The sequence below is a fragment of the Pseudonocardia sp. Ae505_Ps2 genome, assembly GCF_001932425.1.
In the GTDB taxonomy this organism is placed as follows: domain Bacteria; phylum Actinomycetota; class Actinomycetes; order Mycobacteriales; family Pseudonocardiaceae; genus Pseudonocardia.
Map to the genome: position 1 here is coordinate 63,259 of NZ_MCIP01000001.1, position 18,842 is coordinate 82,100.

Annotated in this window: 18 protein-coding genes; 5 read left to right on the forward strand and 13 right to left on the reverse strand. The window is 73.6% G+C overall.

From position 1 onward, the window contains the following. Positions 1-11: 11 nt before the first annotated feature. The 3 genes from Ae505Ps2_RS00285 to Ae505Ps2_RS00300 form a co-directional block, all read right to left on the reverse strand. Positions 12-1,574, reverse strand: coding sequence for a serine/threonine-protein kinase (locus Ae505Ps2_RS00285; RefSeq protein WP_075310766.1), 1,563 nt, complete (start codon positions 1,572-1,574; stop codon positions 12-14). Positions 1,575-1,713: 139 nt separating this feature from the next. Continuing rightward, positions 1,714-2,814: a transglycosylase family protein gene (locus tag Ae505Ps2_RS30085; RefSeq protein ID WP_170917001.1), complete on the reverse strand. Its 1,101-nt coding sequence runs from the start codon at positions 2,812-2,814 to the stop codon at positions 1,714-1,716. Positions 2,815-2,973: 159 nt separating this feature from the next. Further along, positions 2,974-3,600: a DsbA family protein gene (locus Ae505Ps2_RS00300; protein ID WP_043281316.1), complete on the reverse strand. Its 627-nt coding sequence runs from the start codon at positions 3,598-3,600 to the stop codon at positions 2,974-2,976. 99 nt (positions 3,601-3,699) lie between these two features. Between Ae505Ps2_RS00300 and pepN the strand changes: the two genes are divergently transcribed. Continuing rightward, the gene (pepN, locus tag Ae505Ps2_RS00305) at positions 3,700-6,306 is read left to right on the forward strand and encodes an aminopeptidase N (protein WP_075553314.1); all 2,607 of its coding nucleotides are present in this window, start codon (positions 3,700-3,702) and stop codon (positions 6,304-6,306) included. A gap of 63 nt (positions 6,307-6,369) precedes the next feature. Here the strand turns inward: pepN and Ae505Ps2_RS00310 are convergent, their stop codons facing one another. The 7 genes from Ae505Ps2_RS00310 to Ae505Ps2_RS00340 all read right to left on the reverse strand — a co-directional run bounded on the left by Ae505Ps2_RS00310 (position 6,370) and on the right by Ae505Ps2_RS00340 (position 12,012). Further along, positions 6,370-6,693, reverse strand: a complete 324-nt coding sequence (locus Ae505Ps2_RS00310) for a hypothetical protein (protein ID WP_075310761.1) — start codon at positions 6,691-6,693, stop codon at positions 6,370-6,372. Between the two features lie 167 nt (positions 6,694-6,860). Next, the gene (locus tag Ae505Ps2_RS00315; protein ID WP_075553315.1) at positions 6,861-8,423 is read right to left on the reverse strand and encodes a HAMP domain-containing sensor histidine kinase; all 1,563 of its coding nucleotides are present in this window, start codon (positions 8,421-8,423) and stop codon (positions 6,861-6,863) included. Between the two features lie 101 nt (positions 8,424-8,524). Further along, positions 8,525-9,196: a response regulator transcription factor gene (locus Ae505Ps2_RS00320; protein ID WP_020626929.1), complete on the reverse strand. Its 672-nt coding sequence runs from the start codon at positions 9,194-9,196 to the stop codon at positions 8,525-8,527. A gap of 81 nt (positions 9,197-9,277) precedes the next feature. Then, positions 9,278-9,757 (reverse strand): DUF5130 family protein, encoded by a 480-nt coding sequence (locus Ae505Ps2_RS00325; RefSeq protein ID WP_075310757.1) that lies wholly within the window; start codon positions 9,755-9,757, stop codon positions 9,278-9,280. Next, complete coding sequence (locus tag Ae505Ps2_RS00330; protein WP_020626927.1) at positions 9,744-9,998, reverse strand: hypothetical protein; 255 nt, start codon at positions 9,996-9,998, stop codon at positions 9,744-9,746. The genes Ae505Ps2_RS00325 and Ae505Ps2_RS00330 overlap by 14 nt, the downstream gene beginning before the upstream one ends. An 11-nt stretch (positions 9,999-10,009) precedes the next feature. Continuing rightward, positions 10,010-11,440 carry a DUF2252 domain-containing protein gene (locus Ae505Ps2_RS00335; RefSeq protein ID WP_020626926.1) on the reverse strand — a complete coding sequence of 477 codons (1,431 nt, stop codon included), beginning with the start codon at positions 11,438-11,440 and terminating at the stop codon, positions 10,010-10,012. Beyond that, positions 11,437-12,012 (reverse strand): TetR/AcrR family transcriptional regulator, encoded by a 576-nt coding sequence (locus Ae505Ps2_RS00340; protein WP_075310755.1) that lies wholly within the window; start codon positions 12,010-12,012, stop codon positions 11,437-11,439. Before Ae505Ps2_RS00340 ends, Ae505Ps2_RS00335 begins: the two co-directional genes overlap by 4 nt. A 96-nt stretch (positions 12,013-12,108) precedes the next feature. Between Ae505Ps2_RS00340 and Ae505Ps2_RS00345 the strand changes: the two genes are divergently transcribed. After that, entirely contained in the window at positions 12,109-13,038 is a 930-nt protein-coding gene (locus Ae505Ps2_RS00345; protein ID WP_075310753.1) for an NmrA family NAD(P)-binding protein, read from the forward strand. On the opposite strand, the gene Ae505Ps2_RS00350 is transcribed toward Ae505Ps2_RS00345, so the two are convergent. Beyond that, on the reverse strand, positions 13,008-14,357 hold the full coding sequence (locus Ae505Ps2_RS00350; protein ID WP_198932219.1) for a UDP-glucose/GDP-mannose dehydrogenase family protein: 1,350 nt from the start codon (positions 14,355-14,357) through the stop codon (positions 13,008-13,010). The genes Ae505Ps2_RS00345 and Ae505Ps2_RS00350 overlap by 31 nt on opposite strands. Positions 14,358-14,472: 115 nt before the next feature. Here Ae505Ps2_RS00350 and Ae505Ps2_RS00355 point away from each other — a divergent pair, with 115 nt between their 5' ends. Next, on the forward strand, positions 14,473-15,147 hold the full coding sequence (locus Ae505Ps2_RS00355) for a GPP34 family phosphoprotein (protein ID WP_075310751.1): 675 nt from the start codon (positions 14,473-14,475) through the stop codon (positions 15,145-15,147). Between the two features lie 4 nt (positions 15,148-15,151). On the opposite strand, the gene rfbC is transcribed toward Ae505Ps2_RS00355, so the two are convergent. Further along, positions 15,152-15,751, reverse strand: coding sequence for a dTDP-4-dehydrorhamnose 3,5-epimerase (gene rfbC, locus Ae505Ps2_RS00360; RefSeq protein ID WP_075312916.1), 600 nt, complete (start codon positions 15,749-15,751; stop codon positions 15,152-15,154). Continuing rightward, positions 15,748-16,710, reverse strand: coding sequence for a dTDP-glucose 4,6-dehydratase (rfbB, locus tag Ae505Ps2_RS00365; RefSeq protein ID WP_075553316.1), 963 nt, complete (start codon positions 16,708-16,710; stop codon positions 15,748-15,750). Before rfbB ends, rfbC begins: the two co-directional genes overlap by 4 nt. Positions 16,711-16,783: 73 nt before the next feature. Between rfbB and rfbD the strand changes: the two genes are divergently transcribed. Both rfbD and rfbA read left to right on the forward strand, forming a co-directional pair. Next, positions 16,784-17,629 (forward strand): dTDP-4-dehydrorhamnose reductase, encoded by an 846-nt coding sequence (rfbD, locus tag Ae505Ps2_RS00370; protein ID WP_075553317.1) that lies wholly within the window; start codon positions 16,784-16,786, stop codon positions 17,627-17,629. Continuing rightward, positions 17,626-18,513, forward strand: a complete 888-nt coding sequence (rfbA, locus tag Ae505Ps2_RS00375) for a glucose-1-phosphate thymidylyltransferase RfbA (protein ID WP_075310745.1) — start codon at positions 17,626-17,628, stop codon at positions 18,511-18,513. The genes rfbD and rfbA overlap by 4 nt, the downstream gene beginning before the upstream one ends. The last annotated feature ends 329 nt before the right edge of the window (positions 18,514-18,842 follow it).

The following is an 18,842-nucleotide window of genomic DNA, read 5'->3' on the forward strand; positions in this document are numbered from 1 at the left end:
GGCCGAGCGGGTCAGGCCGTGCTGAACGACTGCAGGATCTCCTGGCCCTCGCTGTTGGTGCCGACGACGAACCGGTAGTTCTCCCGGGTCGTCGTGCCGTCGTTGCGCATGAACACGACGGTCGCGGTGACCGTGTTCGGGCCGGCGTTGCGCAGGTTCTCGGCGTAGACGTTGCGCACGGTGCTGTAGAAGGACCGGAAGCCCTGGATGCCCTGGCTCTGGGCCTGTGCCTGCGGGCTGAGCATCGCGAACGCGCCGTCGATGTCGTCGGGCAGCATCCGGTAGTAGTTCTGCACGAACGAGACCGGGTCCTGCACCTGCCCGGTGCCGGTGGTCGGCGTGGGCGTCGGCGTCGCGGAGGTGGTCGGCGCGGGCGTGGTCGTCGGGGTCGCGCTCGGCGACGGCGACCCGCTCGTCGGCGGGGCGGCGATCACCGGCGGGGTGCCCTGCTGCTGGTTGGTCGAGTAGATGCCGAACGCGACACCGCCGCCGACGACGAGCAGCACGGCCAGCGCACCCAGCACGACCGGGGTGCGACGGCCCCGCCCGTCCCGGGAACGGGGGGCACCCTTCCGGCGGGCACCGCGCCCCCCGGGACCGGGGATGACCTGCGGCGCGGGGACGGCCGGGGCGTCGACGACCGTCCCGCCGCCCTGCGCGGCGAGCCCGTGCGGCGCGGCCACGGCGTCACCGGTGTCCATCACCGCGGACGCCGTCGACGGCGTCGCGAGACCGGCGACGGACTGGCCCGCGGCGATCCGGGCGAGCGCGTCGCGGGCCTGGGCGGCGCTGGGCCGCTCGGCGGGGTCGTTGGCGAGCAGGCGCATCAGCAGCGCGGTCAGCGGGCCCGCCTCCCGCGGCGGGGTGATCGCGCCGGTGGCGACCTTGTGGAGCAGGGCGTAGGCGTTGTCGTCGAGGCCGAACGGCGGCTCGCCCTCGACCGAGGCGTAGAGCATCGCGCCGAGCGCGAAGATGTCCGAGGCGGCCGTCGGCTCCTGGCCGCGGGCGACCTCGGGGGCGAGGAACGCCGGCGTGCCGGCGATGACGCCGGTGCGGGTGAGCTGCACGTCGTCGACGGCGCGGGACACACCGAAGTCGGTGATCTTGGCCCGGCCGTCCTCGGCGATCAGGACGTTGCCCGGCTTGATGTCACGGTGCACGACACCGGCGGTGTGCGCGGCGGCCAGCCCGTCGGCGACCTGACGGCCGATCGCGGCGGCCTCCCGCGGCGGGATCGGGCCCTTCTCGGCGAGGACCGCGGCCAGCGAGCGCGACGGCAGGTACTCCATGACCAGCCACGGACGGTCGTCGTGGACGACGACGTCGAACATACTGATCACGTGCGCGTGCTGCAGGCGGGCACCGATCCGGCCCTCACGCAGGATCCGCTGGCGGGACTCCTCCAGCTGCTCGTCGGACGGCAGCGCCGCCGCGAGCAGCTCCTTGACCGCCACCGTCCGGTTCAGCAGCTCGTCCGTCCCCCGCCACACGGCACCCATCGCACCGGCACCGATCCGCTCGTCGAGCCGGTAGCGGTTCCCGATCCGGGGCGTGTCGGGGGTGGGCGAACTCATGAGGTCCAAGGGTAGGGAATCGAGGCCGGGCCGCCGTCGGCAGGGCAGGTGCTGCGGACGACCGGGAGAGGGACCACGGACCCTACGCGTCCACCGGTCCCGCAGCCAGTAACCGTACGCCACACCACAGGACGCCCGATCACCTCGGAAGGCCCAGTTTGTTGGCACACGCCGGCCACGATCCGTAACCACCGCGGGCGTCGCGGACCTTGGTCGCGATCTCGATCTGCTGCTCCTTGGTCGCACCGTCGGCGGTGGGGGCGTACTTCGTGCCGCCGAAGTCGCTCCAGGTGCCCTTGTCGAACTGGAGACCACCGTGGTAGCCGTTCCCGGTCGAGATGGCCCAGTCGCCGGAGGACTCGCACTGCGCCAACCGGTCCCAGGTGCCGTCGGCCGCCTTCGCCGACGACGACGGCGTCGGTTCCTTCTTCTCCTCCCGCTCCGGGGCCGGGGCCCGGGGTGCCGGGGCTCGGGGTGCCGGGGTCCCGCTGTCGCCTCCACCGCCCTCGGCCCCGCTGTCCTCGGTCCCGCTGTCCTCGGTCCCGCTGTCCTTCGCTCCGCTGGCCTCATTCCCGCCGGAGCCGTCGCCGCCGGACTTCTCGCCGCCGGACTTGTCGTCGCCGCCGGTCTTGTCGCCGCCGGGCTTGTCTCCACTGGGCTTGTCTCCACCGGAGTCGTCGCGACCGGACCCGGAGCCGGCGCGGTCCGGATCCGCACCGGACCCCGCCTCCGCCACCGCGGCGCGCACCCGCTCCCCCACCGCCCGCGCGATGGCGTCGGCGTCGGGGGCGCCGTACCCGGCGGCGACGTCGTCGACCACCAGCACCCAGTCGGCGCTCCCGCCCGTGCCCTGCGGCACCGGGAACCGGGCGATCCCCGAGCTCGACAGCTGGGCCAGCTCCAGGGTCGTCCCGGTCGCGGGCTGCACCCACCACGGGCGCGCGGTGTCGCCGGAGAGCAGGTCGAGGTCGAGGACGACGTCGCTGCCCGCCGGGGTGTGGCCGAGCACGTAGGAGCCGTCCTCGGCCCCGGCGATGTCGACCCGGCTGTCCACCGCCGCCGCCCGCACGGTGAACGCGCCGTCGGAATACGGGCTCAGCGACGTGCGGGGCACCGCGTCGGCGAGTGCCCCACGCTCCAGCACCGCACCGACGGCGATCTGCCCGCCCGCGAGCGTCCCGGCGACCAGCGCCACCGCCCCGAGCACCGACGTCGTCCGCCGCGAGAACCAGGTGTCCACGGCCGAGCACTGTGCGCCCCCGCGGGGCCCGCCACGGCCGAACGGGCCATCCCGTTCGCGATCGCGAGCAGCCGTCGTCGGAGATCACCGGCGGTGAGCGGATCGGTGCCGGATCCGGCACCGGTCCCCTCGGCCGCGGCGATCACCCGCCGGAGCCGGTCAGTAGTCGAAGGACGGGTCCTCGGTGCGGGTGCGCTTGAGCTCGAAGAAGTGCGGGTTCTCGGCCAGCAGCCGGGCGCCGTCGAACAGGCGGCCGGCGTCCTCCCCCTTCGGGACCCGGGAGATGACCGGCCCGAAGAACGCCACGCCGTCGACGTGGATCGTCGGGGTGCCGACGTCGAGACCCACCGGGTCCATGCCCTCGTGGTGGCTGGCGCGCAGCTTCTCGTCCCACTCGGTGGAGTGCGCGGCCTCGGCCAGCGACTCCGGCAGGCCGACCTCCTTGAGCGCGCCGGCGACGACGTCGTCGAAGTCCTTGTTCTGCTGGTTGTGGATCCGCTCACCGAGGGCGGTGTAGAGCGGCGCGAGCACCTCGGTGCCGTGCTGCTCGGCGGCGGCGATGCACACCCGCACCGGGCCCCACGCCTTCTTCATCATCTCCACGTACTGCTCGGGCAGGTCACGGCCCTCGTTCAGCACGGCCAGGCTCATCACGTGCCAGGTGACGTCGACGTCACGGACCTTCTCCACCTCCAGCACCCAGCGGGAGGTCAGCCACGCCCAGGGACACAGCGGGTCGAACCAGATGTCGATGCGGGCCTTGCCGTCAGCAGCAGCAGTCGTCATGTACGGCACAACGCACGCCACGCGCCCCCGATTCCTCGGACCGCGCCGCGCCCACCGTGATTGGATGCCGGACGACACCACTCCCCGGAGAGGACCTACGTGACCCCGCCCAACCTCACCCGTACCCAGGCCGAGGAGCGCGCCGCGCTGCTCGACGTGTCGACCTACGACGTCACGATCGACCTGACCGACGGCGCCGGAGCCCCCTCCGAGCGGACGTTCGCGGTGACCACGACGGTGCGCTTCACCGCCACCGAGCCCGGCGGGAGCACCTGGATCGAGTGGGTCGGCGACGGCATCACCTCGGCCACCCTGAACGGCGCCGACCTCGACGTCTCGGGCTGGACCGAGGAGGACGGCCTCGCGCTGCCCGATCTGGCCGCCGACAACGAGCTGACGATCGTCGCGACCGGCCTCTACACCAACACCGGCGAGGGCCTGCACCGCTTCGTCGACCCGGTCGACCAGGCCGTCTACCTGTACTCGCAGTTCGAGACGGCCGACTGCAAGCGGCTGTTCCCCTGCTTCGACCAGCCCGACCTCAAGGCCCGCTACACCCTCACCGTGACCGCGCCGGAGGACTGGAAGGTCATCTCCAACGCGCCGGCGACCGTCGAGGGCGGGGTCCACCGCTTCGAACGGACCGAGATCCTCTCCACCTACCTGGTGGCGCTGATCGCGGGTCCGTACGCGAGCTGGCACGACACCTACCGCGACGAGCACGCCGAGATCCCGCTGGGCATCTACTGCCGTGCCTCGCTGGCCCCGCACATGGACCACGAGCGGATCTTCACCGAGACCCGCCAGGGCTTCGACTTCTACCACCGCAACTTCCGCGTGACCTACCCGTTCGGCAAGTACGACCAGCTGTTCGTCCCCGAGTTCAACGCGGGCGCGATGGAGAACGCCGGTGCGATCACGTTCCTGGAGGACTACGTCTTCCGGTCGCGGGTGACCCGCACGCTCTACGAGCGCCGCGCCGAGACGATCCTGCACGAGATGGCGCACATGTGGTTCGGCGACCTCGTGACCATGCGCTGGTGGGACGACCTGTGGCTCAACGAGTCCTTCGCGACCTGGGCGAGCGTGCTGTGCCAGGCCGAGGCGACCGAGTACACCGGCGCCTGGACGACGTTCGCGAACCTCGAGAAGTCGTGGGCCTACCGGCAGGACCAGCTGCCTTCGACGCACCCGATCGCCGCGGACATCCCGGACCTGCAGGCCGTCGAGGTGAACTTCGACGGCATCACCTACGCCAAGGGCGCGTCGGTCCTCAAGCAGCTCGTCGCCTACGTCGGGCTGGAACCGTTCCTCGCCGGGCTGCGCGACTACTTCGCCGCCCACGCCTGGGGCAACGCCACCTTCGACGACCTGCTGGGCTCGCTGGAGAAGGCGTCGGGTCGGGACCTGTCGGACTGGGGCGCGCAGTGGCTGCGCACCACTGGCCTGAACCTGCTGCGCCCGTCGTTCCAGATCGACGACGCCGGCAGGTTCACCTCCTTCGACGTCGTGCAGGGCGGGGCCCGGCCGGGCGCCGGCGAGCTGCGCACGCACCGGATCGCCGTCGGCGTCTACGACGACGACCCGGAGACCGGCAAGCTCGTCCGCACCCACCGCGTCGAGCTCGACGTCTCCGGCGAGCGCACGCCCGTCCCGGACCTGGTCGGGGTGCCCCGCGGCAAGCTCGTCCTGGTCAACGACGACGACCTCACCTACTGCGCGCTGCGCCTGGACCCGGGCTCGCTCGCGACCCTGGTGGACCGCATCGGCGACATCGCCGACTCGCTGCCGCGCACGCTGTGCTGGTCCTCCGCGTGGGAGATGACCCGCGAGGCCGAGCTGAAGGCCCGCGACTTCGTCACCCTGGTCGCCGGCGGGTTCGACACCGAGTCCGAGATCGGCGTCGTGCAGCGGCTCCTGCTGCAGGCCCAGACCGCGACGGCGTCGTACTGCACCCCGGAGTGGGCGCACGGCCGCGGCTGGCCGCTGCTGACCGACGCGCTGCGGTTCCGCCTGGACACCGCCCCGCCCGGGTCCGACGTCCAGCTGGCGGTGGTCAACGCGCTGACCGCGTCGGTGCTGCCGGAGAACACCCTGGACCGGATGAAGGGCTGGCTGCTCGACATCGACGTGCCGAAGGGCCTGACCGTCGACGCCGACCTGCGCTGGCGGCTGCTGCACGCACTCGTCGCGCACGGGAAGGCCGGCGAGACCGAGATCGCCGAGGAGGCCGAGTGCGACGCCACCTCCACCGGGGCGCGGCAGGCCGAGCGGGCCCGCGCGCTGATCCCGACCGCGGAGGCCAAGGAGCGGGCGTGGCAGCGCGCCGTGCACGACGACTCCCTCCCGAACGCGATCAACGAGTCGGCGATCTCCGGGTTCTCCCACCCCGCGCTGTCCACGGTGAACCCCGGCCTGCTCGACGGCTACGTGCGGCGCTACTTCGACGAGATCGACGGCGTGTGGGCCCGCCGGACCTCGGAGCTCGCGCAGAACGTCGTCGTCGGGCTGTTCCCGTCCTGGGCGGTCGCGGAGCCGACCGTCGCGGCGGCGGACGCCTGGCTCGCCGACGAGTCGAAGCCGGCGGCGCTGCGCCGGCTCGTGTCCGAGGGGCGCGCCGGGATCGTGCGCGCGCTGGCCGCCCGCGAGTTCGACGGTCAGGCCACTCCGGACCCGGAGCGGACCACCGCGGTCCAGCAGCCCTGACCCACACGAACGGCGCCCCGGAAGCACGTGCTTCCGGGGCGCCGTTCGTGTGTCGGGGTGTGGTCAGCGGCGGCGCAGCCACCGCCTCAGGGGGTTGGCCGGCGCCGGTTCGTCGGCGGAGCGGAAGCCCGCGCAGACACGCGGCCCGCAGCTGCCGCAGTCGGTGCCCGGGCGGTAGTGCTCGTGCACCTCCTCCGGGTGGCCACAGGTGCACAGTCCCACCTGCGGTACGGCGGGCGCCGGCGGACCTGCCGGGGTCCGGGGCTCGGACGGGGTGCGCGGCCGGGGCAGCGCCGGGACGGGCTGCAGGCCCGTCGGCGGTGTCAGGACCGCGGCCGTGGGGGCGGCGGGGGTCCCGCGGTCGGTGCCGTCGTTCTCGTGCGCCATGTGACCTCCTTCGTGCCGGCGAACGGCAGCGCGGACGACCATTGCGTCATCGCACCGTGCCGCTGCGTCACCAGTATGAGATCGCGTGGGGCGCGTGGGAATGGCTCGGAGCGACGAATAGACCTTCCGTGGACGGATCGGCAGCTCACGGACACGGCATCACCTGATCAGCGGGCCACCGGAAGTGTGAGTACGGCGAGACAGCCGCGGGGTGCGTGCACCGTACGGAGCACCAGGTTGCCGCCGTGCTCCTGAGCCAGCTGGGCGCTGATGTGCAGCCCGAGCCCGGAGCCGCCGGCGGCCTCGTCGTGCCGCCCGCGGACGATCTCGAGCTGCTCCTGCCCGCCGGGCAGGCCGGGGCCGTGGTCGCGGACCTCGACGGCCACCAGCCCCGGCTCGTCGGCGAGCCGGGCCCGCACCACCACCGGGGTCCGGGGCGCGTGCCGGTCGCAGTTGGCCAGCAGGTTCGTCACGACCTGGCGGGTCAGCGACTCGGGCGCCGCGACCGGGGGCAGGTCGTCCTGGGTGTCGAGGGTGATGGAGCGGCCGTCGCGCAGGTCCACCAGGGTGCGCAGGGCCGCCCCGACGTCGTGCTCGCCGCCGGTGTCCGCCCCCGGCGGGGAGGCGACCGGGGCGTACGCCGGGCCGAAGTCGAGCAGGGCGGCGTCGCTCCGGCCGGTCGTCGGGTCGGCCGCGGCGTCGTCGACGGCGACCGGGGTCTGCAGCATCTGGCGCAGCCGGTTCAGCTCGGCGAGCACCGCCTCCCGCATCCGGTCGACCTGGGGGTCCTCGCCGCCGGGGCGGGTGGTCAGCAGCTGCGCCGCTCCGGCCAGACCTGCCAGCCCGTTGCGCAGCTCGTGGTCGCGCTCGGCGGTCTGGCCGGTGGCCCGTTCGAGCAGCGCCGAGGCCTCGCCGAGGGTGTCCTGGAGCTGGTCGTAGTCGTCCTGCATCCGGGTCACCGTGCGCAGCGCCATGGTCAGCAGCGCGGCGAGCACGACGCCCATCCCGAGCACCCGCAGCGACGGGTAGACCAGGCCGGCCATCGGCTCCTGGCCGGGCACGATCGCCCGGTACAGCTGCGACACCGCGATGATCAGCAGGCCGAGCCCCATGCGGGCCCGGACCCGGCTCGGGCGCCGGTAGCCGTCGAGCAGGAACAGCACCGCGACCAGGGCCCAGCCGCTCTGCACCACGACCGAGTACAGCGGCGAGGTCGCCAGCATCCGGGTGAACGGACTCTCCGTCTGCAACGCGACGACCCCGCCGACGACGAGACCGACCGCGGCCAGCGCCCAGCCACCCCAGGCCCCGAGGACCGGCGGCGGCCGGAGCCCGGCGACCAGGATGCACAGGCTGATCACGAACATGGTCAGCACGGCCAGCCGCGGGGTGCCCGCCGGGTACTGGGGCAGGACCAGCGCGGACAGCGGAAGGAGCACCACGCCGTAGAGCAGGAGGGCGGCCCCGAACCACGACGGACGGGGGTCACCGGACAGCCGGCCCGTCACCAGCGCGACGATCGCCGCCGCTGACCCGACCGCGGCAGCGACGAGGGTGAGCACCGCCGTCGCGTCGGAGAGGTCGACCCGGCCGTCGACGACCGCGGGGCGGCTCACGGCCACCACGACGACGGTCATCACCGCGACGACCAGCACGTCGGTCAGGTGACCTGCCAGGAACCGGGCCCGCCGCGGCGGCCCCAGGACCTCGCCGACGACACCGGACGCCACGTCGTCTCCGCTCTGCAGATGTCGCCGGACTGGTTGAGAACGCGATGATAGGACTCGTCATTCTCGGTGGCCCCCGGCGGCGGCGCCGAGGGCCGAACGGGTCAGATTCCGGCGGCCTTGCGGTACAACGCGACGGCCTCCAGCTGGGAGCCGACCTCCAGCTTGGTCAGCACCGCGCGGATCTGTGTCCGGACCGTCGCCAGCGAGACGACGAAGTGGTCGGCCACCGACTGCGCCCGCTTGCCCCCCGCCAGCAGGGCGAGGACCTCGCGCTCGCGCTGGGTGAGCCTGCCCAGCTTCTCGTGCAGGTCGCGGCGCTCGTGCTCCCGGTCGCGGTGCAGCCGGATGAACTGCTCGCGGCGGCCCGGCGGCATGATCGAGCGCCCGGCGTGGGCCTCGCGGATGGCGCTGAGCAGCGCCGGGAACGGCGCGTTCTTCGGCACGAACACGAACCCGCCCGCGTCCAGGGCGGCGCCGACCCGGCCGGCGTCGGAGCTGCCCGACAGCACCACCACCCGCCAGCCCGCCTCGCACAGGGGGCCGACGAGCCGGACCCCGTCGATGCGGTTGCCCTCCGGATCACGCCCCAGGTCGAGGTCGAGCACGATCAGCCCGGGCGTGACCCGCCGGGTGTGCTCGAGCACGGCCGCCGCGGAGCGGACCGGGAGGAACGTCGCGTCCTCACCCTCGGCGCGCAGGTTGAGGGCGAGGGCGGACCCCACCAGCTCGTGGTCGTCGACGATCAGGATCGGGCTGCCGGTGGGCCCGGTCACCGCTCGGTCCTCCCACTACGCGACATGCTGACACCTTAGAGCCGTGACACCGATCGTGGTGGCCCACGGGTGCCCTCCGGTTCAGGGGCGGCTTCCGGCCTGGTCCGCCAGCATCCTCAGCCCGGACAGGATCCCCCCGAACAGATCGCCCTCCTTGAAGGAGGCGACCATGCTCATGAGAGCGAGCTTGGCGCCGCGGTCGGGGAGGCGGACCTTCGCCTCGGCACCGGTGACGATCTCCAGCAGGCGCTGCTCAGGGCTCACGGCGACGAGCACCGCGTCGTCGTGGTGGTCGATGCGCCCGTGCAGGTCGACCGCGGTCGCCCGCGCGTCCGAGCCCAGATCGCCCAGGTACAGCGCGAACCGCAGACCGGTCTCGCGGCTGGCCAGGTAGAGGGCCTCGTCCAGGCGGGTCAGCTGCACCGGGGTGAACGGGTGCGCGGCAGCGGACGGCTCGACGAAGTTCTCGGCCACCGAGAGGCGGCCGGAGTTCGTGACGACCGCCCCTTCGGGCGGATCCTCCTCGTTGCCGGTGAAGACGGCGAGGTCACCACTTGCCACCGGTACCTCCTCGGGTGTCGCCGCCCTCGGACGGGGCGGTGTCGCCGTGTCCGGCGTGCGCGGCGTGGTGCCCCGCGCCGGACGGCTCGGCGATCCAGAACAGCGGCTCGTACGGCCAGGGGTCACCCGCGTGGTAGCGGGGGCGGTTGCTCCGGTTCCGCATCGCGATCCAGCCCCAGATCGCGAAGTAGAGGACAGCCGGCGCGACCACGAAGACCAGCAGGGTTTCGACGACGGTCACGGGGCCAGAACCTAGCCGATGGCCGTGCCCGGCACCTGCTCAGGTGTCCGATCCGACAGCCGCCCGGACCGCACCGCGCGGACCAGTGCGTCATGATCGGCTTCGGTCTGGTCGGCGTAGGCCCTGGCGAAGGTCGTCAGCGCCCCGGCCACCTTGCCGCCCTTGCCCAGGTAGCCGGCGATCATCGACGCTCCCGAGGTGCGGGCGTGCCCCTTGGCGAGCAGCTTGCCGCAGACGTCGGCGTAGTCGGCCAGGGCGGTGGCGTCGAGGGTGTCGGGGACGATCGCGCCCTTCATGTCGCGGAACTGGCGGACGTAGTACTGGCGGCCGTTGATCGTCGTCCAGCCCAGGAGCGGGTCGGAGACGGTCTGCAGGGCCTGCTGGTACTCCACGACCCGCTGCCCCTGGTGGGCGTGCCACGCCTCGCCGCCGTGCACCCACGGCGCGACGACGGACCGGCGCGCCTGCTTGAGCTGCAGGAACAGCACGTCGTCGGGGCTGGAGCCCTCGCAGAGCACGAGGTAGGCGCGCAGCCCGACCGAGCCGACCCCGACGACCTTGTGGGCGACGTCGACGGCGTGGTAGCCGCCGAGGATCCGGCTCCAGTGCGGCGGCAGCGTCGTGAGGTAGCCGTCGAGGGCGGCCAGGATACGCGCGGTGTGCTCGTCGTCGGGGTGGGTGATCAGCGGCGGCTCGGTGACGATCCGCCGCGCCCCGCCCTCCTCGGTCACGAACCGGGGCAGCGCGCGGTCGCTGGTCCGCCGGCGCGCCCGCTCGGCGGCCTTGTCGATGGCCCGGCGCGAGGTCTCGTGGTCGGCGTCCGAGCGCAGCGTGTCGACGTCCATGACGTCGAACGAGCGGGCGAGCAGCGGCTCGTCGGCGAGGTGGCGCAGGTGCTCGGCGTAGGAGGTCACGCAGCGGGTGACGGCCTCGCCGCACTGCTCCTCGGTCGCGCCGGAGACCCGGCCGGCGACCCAGGTGGAGGACACCAGCCGGCGCAGGTCCCACTCCCAGGCACCGGGGTGGGCCTCGTCGAAGTCGTTGAGGTCGAAGACGAGGTCGCGCTCGGGCGAGGCGTAGAAGCCGAAGTTGCCCAGATGGGCGTCGCCGCAGATGACGGGGTGCACGCCGGTCTCGGGCAGCACCGCGAAGTCCGCGGCGTGCAGGGCGGCGGCGCCGCGCAGGAACGCGTGCGGCGAGGCGGTCATCCGCTGGATCCGCAGCGGGACGAGCTCGTGCACGCGCCCCGCGTTCTGCGCCTCGACGACGTCCACCGGGTCGGCCCGACGCACGTCCGCCGACCACGTGGCGAGCCCGGACCGGGGCGCGACCTTCCGCAGGCCCTTCCCGATGCGGTAGCGCTCCGCGCGTGGCGTCGAGGCCCGCTGCAGCGAGTCGAAGGCCGCGCGGTCCGATCCGGCGAGGACGGGGTGGGAGGTCACGCCTGCGTTCTACCGCAGCCGGACGTCCGCAGCCCCTCCACGGTCAACTGCAGCAGCCTCCGTGCGGCAGCCGGGTCCTCTCCCGCGGCCGTGGACACGGCCGCGGTGAGGGCGACGACGTCCTCGGGGCGGGCGTCGGGATGCAGACCACCCGCGGCCGCCGCAGCGGCGACCAGCGGGTGGGCGGCGGCACACACCCGGTCGCTGTGGCACACGGGGGCCTCCGGGGACGGCTCGGCGAGCAGGACCTCGACCATGCCCCGGGCGGACGCCACGTACTGGACGAACTCGTCGAGCCAGACCCACAGCGCGGTGGCGGGCTCGGCGCGGCAGAGCGCCTCGGCCCGGGCGCAGAGCGTGTCGACGCCGTCGGCGAACACCGCCTCGAGCAGCACCCTGCGGGAGGCGAAGTGCCGGTGCATGGTCGCCGACCCGACACCCGCCCGGCGGGCGATCTCCTCCATCGACGCCTGGGCACCGTCCCGCGCGACGACCTCCATCGCGGCTCTGAGCAGGCGTTCCCGGTTGCGGAGGCGGTCGGCCCGTGGGGTGGCCGTGGCGTCGCGCGGCATGGGGTCTCCCGGACTGCTCGACAAAACGGGGTGGTCCTCCATATCGTAGCGGACAGAAAACGGGGGACCACTCCGTTTCAACGGGAGGAGCACGTCATGAACGCACCGGTTCTGGTCACGGGGGCGACCGGCAAGCAGGGCGGGGCGGCGGCCCGGGCACTGCTGGCCACGGGCACGCCGGTCCGGGCGCTGGTCCGTGACCCCGGCACCGCCGCGGCGCGGGCACTGGCCGACGCCGGCGCCGCGCTGGTCACCGGCGACCTCGACGACCCCCCATCGGTGACGGCGGCCGCCCGCGGCTCCCGCGGGGTGTTCTCGGTGCAGATGCCCGACCTGGAGGACCTGCTCGGCGGCCGGGAGCTGCGCCACGCGGAGTCGATCGCGGCCGCCGTGCGGGAGGCCGGCGTCGCGCAGGTGGTGCACACCTCGGTGTCCGGGGTCGCCGAGCTGGGACACCCCGGCGCCGTCGACGCCGCGGTCTGGGGTGAGCACATGGCCCACTACTGGCGGTCCAAGGCCGCCGCGGAGGAGGCGCTCGCCGGGGCCGGGGCCCGGTGGGTCACCCGGCTGCGGCCCAGCGGGTTCATGGAGAACTTCGTGCCGTGGTCGATGTACCTGGCCGGCGGCGACGCGCCGCGGCTGCTGCTGGCGCTGGATCCGGACCTGGTGCACCCGTTCGTCGCGGTGGCCGACATCGGGGCCGCGGCGGCCGCCGCGTTCGCCGACCCGGACCGGTTCGACGGCGTCGCGCTTGACCTGGTCGGCGAGCGCCTGAGCTACCGGCAGGCCGCCGCGGCGCTCACCGAGGCCTGGGACGTGCCGTTCACCCTGACCGAGAGCCCGGAGCAGGCCCGCGCGGAGGGGCTGGTCGAGGCGTTCGTGCAGTCCCACGCCTTCCTCGACGCCCACCCCCGCGCGGCGGGTCCGGAGCGGGCCCGGGAGTTCGGGCTCGACCCGGTCGGCTTCGCGGCGTGGGCACGGAGGGTGGGCAGGCCTCAGACGTTGCGCCTGCCCAGCGCGCGGTAGGTCCAGCCCGCGGACTCCCAGGTCTCCCGGTCCAGGGCGTTGCGGCCGTCGAGCACCCGGCGGGTCTTCACGACCTTGCCGAACGAGCCCGGGTCGAGCTCGCGGTACTGCTTCCACTCGGTCAGCAGCAGGACGACGTCGGCGCCTTCGGCCGCCTCCTCGGGGGTGTCGACGCAGTCCAGCTGCGACCAGTGCCGCCGCACGTTGGGCAGCGCCTGCGGGTCGGTCACCCGGACGTTGGCGCCCTGCAGCTGCAGCTGCGCGGCCACGTTCAGCGCCGGGGAGTCGCGGATGTCGTCGGAGTCGGGCTTGAACGCCGCGCCGAGCACGGCGATCCGCTTGCCGAGCAGCGAGTCGTCGCACACCTGGCGGGCGAGCTCCACCATCCGGATCCGGCGCCGCATGTTGATGTTGTCGACCTCGCGCAGGAAGGTCAGCGCCTGGTCGGCGCCCAGCTCCCCGGCACGGGCCATGAACGCCCGGATGTCCTTGGGCAGGCAGCCGCCACCGAAGCCGAGCCCGGCGTTGAGGAACTTGCGGCCGATCCGGTCGTCGTGGCCGATCGCGTCGGCGAGCTGCTTCACGTCGGCGCCGGTGGCCTCGCACAGCTCGGCCATCGCGTTGATGAAGGAGATCTTGGTGGCGAGGAAGGAGTTCGCGGCGGTCTTGACCATCTCCGCGGTGGCGTAGTCGGTGACGACCTTCGGCGTGGCGTCGGCGACGATCCGCGCGTAGACGGTGTCCAGGACCTTCTCCGCGTCCACGTCGGCGTCCACACCGGACAGCGACGGGACGCCGTAGACGAGCCGGTCCGGGTGCAGGGTGTCCTGCACCGCGAACCCCTCGCGCAGGAACTCCGGGTTCCACGCCAGCGCGGCGCCCGGCACCCGGGCGGCGACCTGCTCGGCGAGCCGGGCCGCCGTGCCCACCGGCACCGTGGACTTCCCGACGACCAGCTCGCCGGGGCCCAGCACCTCGATCAGCGACGCCGTCGCCGCCTCCACGTACGTCAGGTCCGCGGCGTACTCGCCGCGCCGCTGCGGGGTGCCGACGCACACGAAGTGCACCGCCGCGCCCCGGGCGTCGGCCATGTCCGAGGAGAACGACAGCCGCCCCGAGTCCAACGACCGGCGCAGCAGCTCCTCGAAGCCCGGCTCGAAGAACGGGACCCGGCCCGCGGCCAGTGACTCGGCCTTCGCGACGTCGGCCTCGATGCCGACGACCTCGTGGCCCAGCTCCGCCATCGACGCCGCGTGCACGGCACCCAGGTAGCCGCACCCGATCACGGAGAGCTTCAGCCCGGTGGTGGTATCCGACATGGGCGGAGGCTATCTCCCCGTCCGGGGGACGGGTCGCGCACGTCGGGCAGTGGGCGTGAGGGTGACGCTGCGGTGGCGCGACGGTGCCGTCGGCCGGGCGATAGCGTCACCGGGTGTGAGGACGCTGCTGCTGGCCGAGGAACTGCTGCTGCTCGGGCTGGACCGGGCGACCGGCCGGATCAGCGACCGGTTCGACGCCCGGGTGCTGCCGGTGGCGCTGGTGCGCGACCTCGTCGACGCCGGTGCGCTGCACCTCGACGCCGGTCCCGCGGGTGCCGGGGAGCCTGCCAACACCGTGACGCCCTCGGGCGGGGAGCCCGAGCACCCGGCCCTGGCCGCGGCGCTCGCCGCGGTGACCCACGACGGCACCGACTCGGGCTCGCGGACGGTCACCGCGGCCGCGGTGCACCTGGCGCGGACCCCGGCAGGGAGCGCAGGCGGCGCCGTCGGGCAGCTGGTGGCCGACGGGGTCCTCGGCGCACAGGAGTACCGGCGGTTCGGTCTGTTCCGCCGGGTGCACCTGACCGAGCAGGACCCGGAGCCCGCCCGTGCGCTGCGGACCCGGCTCGCGGCGGCGCTGGTGACCGACACCCCGCCCGGCGATCGCGACGGGCTGCTGCTCGTGCTGCTGTCGCACAGCGACCTCGCCGTGGACGTGCTGCCGCCGGAGATCGACGCCGGGACGCGGGAGCAGGCGGCGCGGCGGGCGGCGCTGCTGGCCGAGGGCGCCGCGCGGGACCCGTTCGTCCGGGCCTACTTCGCGGTGCGGTCCGGCTGGGCCGGCAACTGAGCCGCTACCCGCGCAGCTGCGCCAGGCGGGCGCGGCAGTCCTCCCAGGTGGGCAGGGCGCCCGCGGCGAGTGCCTCCTCCAGGGTGGGCGCGGCGCGGTCCTTCTCCGACAGCACCGGCTCGACCCCCTCGAGCCAGGGCAGTGCCAGCGCCGGGTCCAGTGGGCTGATCCCGTGCTCCGCCGCCGGCGCGTACGACGTCGAGCACAGGTACCCGACGACGGTGGTGTCGGCGAGCGCCTGGAAGGCGTGCCCGAGCCCCTCGGACAGGTAGAGCGTCCGCGGGGAGGCGGCGTCGAGCTCGACGGCCTCGAACCGCCCGAACGTCGGCGACCCGACGCGCAGGTCCACCACGACGTCGCGGACGGCACCGGCGGCCACGTAGAGGTACTTGGCCTGGCCGGGCGGCACGTCGGCGTAGTGCACGCCGCGGACGACCCCGCGCGTCGACACCGACTGGTTGGTCTGGGCGACGGTCAGGTCGAACCCGAGCGCGTCGCGGAACGCCGGGCCCTGGAAGGGCGCGGTGAACGAGCCGCGGTGGTCGGCGAACGTGGTCGCCTCGAACAGCCAGGCCCCGTCGATCGACAGCGGTGTGGCCTTCATGCCCACCAGCTCCGGTGGTCGCGGTACCAGGCCACCGTCGCGGCCAGGCCCTCGTCGAAGGGCACCCGGGGGGCGTAGCCGAGCTCGTCGCGGATCTTCGACCAGTCCACCGCGTACCGGCGGTCGTGTCCCGTGCGGTCGGCCACCCGTTCGATGCGGTCCTCCCCCACACCGACGGCCGCGAGCAGCGCGCGGGTCAGGTCCAGGTTGGTCAGCTCGGTCCCGCCGCCGATGTTGTAGACCTCTCCGGCGCGGCCCGCCGTGGCGGCCAGGGCGATGCCGCGACAGTGGTCGGAGACGTGCAGCCAGTCGCGGATGTTGAGGCCGTCGCCGTAGAGCGGCACGGTGCCGCCGTCGAGCAGCCGTGTGGTGAACAGCGGGATCACCTTCTCCGGGAACTGGTACGGCCCGTAGTTGTTCGAGCAGCGGGTGATCACCACGTCGAGGCCGTGCGTGCGGTGGTAGCTGCGTGCCAGCAGGTCGCTGCCCGCCTTCGCGGCGCTGTAGGGCGAGTTCGGCTCCAGCGGGTGGGTCTCGGGCCAGGAGCCCGACTCGATGGAGCCGTACACCTCGTCGGTGGAGACGTGCAGGAACCGGCCGACGCCCGCGTCCAGCGCCGCCTGCAGCAGCACCTGGGTGCCGAGGACGTTGGTCGTCACAAAGTCCGCCGCGCCGGTGATGGAGCGGTCGACGTGGGTCTCGGCGGCGAAGTGCACGAGCAGGTCGGCGCCGCCGTCGAGCACCTCCGCGACGCGGCGCGGGTCACGGATGTCGCCCCGCTCGACCGTGAGCCGCGGGTCGTCGGCGACGGGGGCGAGGTTCTCGATCCGGCCGGCGTAGGTGAACGCGTCGAGCACCCGGACCTCGGCCCCGGCCAGCTCGGGATGCTCCCCGCCCAGCACCTCCCGGACGAAACAGGACCCGATGAACCCGGCCCCCCCGGTCACCACGATGCGCACGTGCCCTCCCCGCTCACTGTCCGCCCCCACCAGCGTGTCAGAGTCGGTCGCGACGATATCCGGAGGTGGGCGAGTGCGCGCGTGTGTGCTGGGGGCGAACGGGCAGCTCGGGCGGGCGCTGGTCGCCACCCGGCCCGATGCGGTGGCACTCGACCGTGCGGCACTGGACATCGGCGACGCCGACGCCGTCGCCGCGCACGACTTCACCGGCGTCGACGTGGTGTTCAACGCGGCCGCCTACACCGCCGTCGACCGCGCCGAGACCGAGCCGGCCGGCGCGTGGCGGGCCAACGCGGCGGGCCCCGCGCACCTCGCCGCGGCGGCCCGGCACCACGGCTTCCTGCTGGTCCACGTCTCCACCGAGTACGTGTTCGACGGCACCGCGCCCGGCCCGGTGCCGGAGGACGCCCCGCTGTCCCCGCTCGGGGTGTACGGCGCGTCGAAGGCCGCCGGGGAGCTTGCGGTGCGGGCGGCACTGCCGGATCGGCACGTGATCGTGCGCACCAGCTGGGTCGTCGGCGACGGCGGCAACTTCGTCGCGACCATGGCGCGGCTGGCCCGCGACGGGGTCCGCCCCGCCGTCGTCGACGACCAGGTGGGGCGGCCGACGTTCGCGCCGGACCTGGCCACGGCGCTGCTCGTGCTGGCCGGGTCCGGGCAGCACGGCACGTTCCACGCGACCGGCGACGGCGAGCCGGTCAGCTGGTACCAGCTGGCCCGGGAGGTGTTCGCCCGCTGCGGCCGCGACCCCGGCGACGTCCGACCGGTGTCGAGCAGCGAGTACGCCGCGGACAAGCCGCACCTGGCCCGCCGCCCGGCGAACTCGGTGCTCGAGCTGTCCCGCGCGACCCGGGCCGGGGTCGCGATGCCCGCCTGGCGCGACGGGCTGGACCAGGTCCTCGCCCGGACCCCACGGTGAAGGGCATCGTGCTGGCCGGCGGCACCGGGAGCCGGCTGTTCCCGCTGACCGCGGCGGTGTCCAAGCAGCTGCTGCCGGTCTACGACAAGCCGATGATCTACCACCCGCTGACCACGCTGATGCTGGCCGGGATCCGGGACATCCTGCTCATCTCCACCCCGCACGACCTTCCCGGCTTCCGGCGTCTGCTCGGCGACGGCAGCCGGCTCGGCCTACGGATCACCTACGCCGCCCAGGAGCACCCCAACGGCCTGGCCGAGGCGTTCGTCATCGGCGCCGACCACGTCCGCGGCGGGCCGTCGGCGCTGGTGCTCGGCGACAACATCTTCCACGGCGCCGGGTTCGGCGACCTGCTGCGCCGCCGCGCCGCCGAGGTCACCTCCGGCGACGCCGGCTGCGTGCTGTTCGGCTACCCCGTCCGCGACCCGCAGCGCTACGGCGTCGGCGAGGCCGCCCCCGACGGCACCCTGCTCTCGATCGAGGAGAAGCCCGAGCACCCCCGCTCGGACCGCGCGATCACCGGCCTCTACTTCTACGACGACAGTGTCGTCGACATCGCCGCGCGCATCACCCCGTCGGCCCGCGGCGAGCTCGAGATCACCGACGTCAACCGCGCCTACCTCGAACAGGGCCGCGCCCGCCTGCAGGACCTCGGACGCGGCTTCGCCTGGCTCGACACCGGCACCCACGAGTCGCTGATGGAGGCCGGTCAGTACGTCCGCGTCCTGGAGAACCGCCAGGGCATCCGGATCGCCTGCGTCGAGGAGGTCGCCCTGCGGATGGGCTTCATCGACGCCGACGCCTGCCACGCCCTGGGGGCACGGCAGGCGGGCTCGGGCTACGGCGAGTACGTCATGGCCGTCGCGGATCAGTTCAGGTCGTAGATCCGTTACTTTCCGTTACCAAATGGCTGCAGCGGTTACGGCGGCGCGACACACTCTCTCATAACACTGTGCGTTCTCCTTGAAAGAGCAAGCAGAGCAAAGGAGTGATGCACGTCCCACGTTCGCCGATGTAACGAACGGAACGAGCGTGACGAGCGTGCAGGTCGTACGGCAAGTTCCCAAGGACACCTCCGAACGGACTAATGCCGTGCCCGCAGCTCGGCCCGTCTCTGCGATTGGTGGTTACTCATCGTGACAACGCCGGCACCACCCTCCGCTACGCTCCGTCGCACGAACACGCGGTCCGCGGTGTGGTTCTCGTTGTCGCA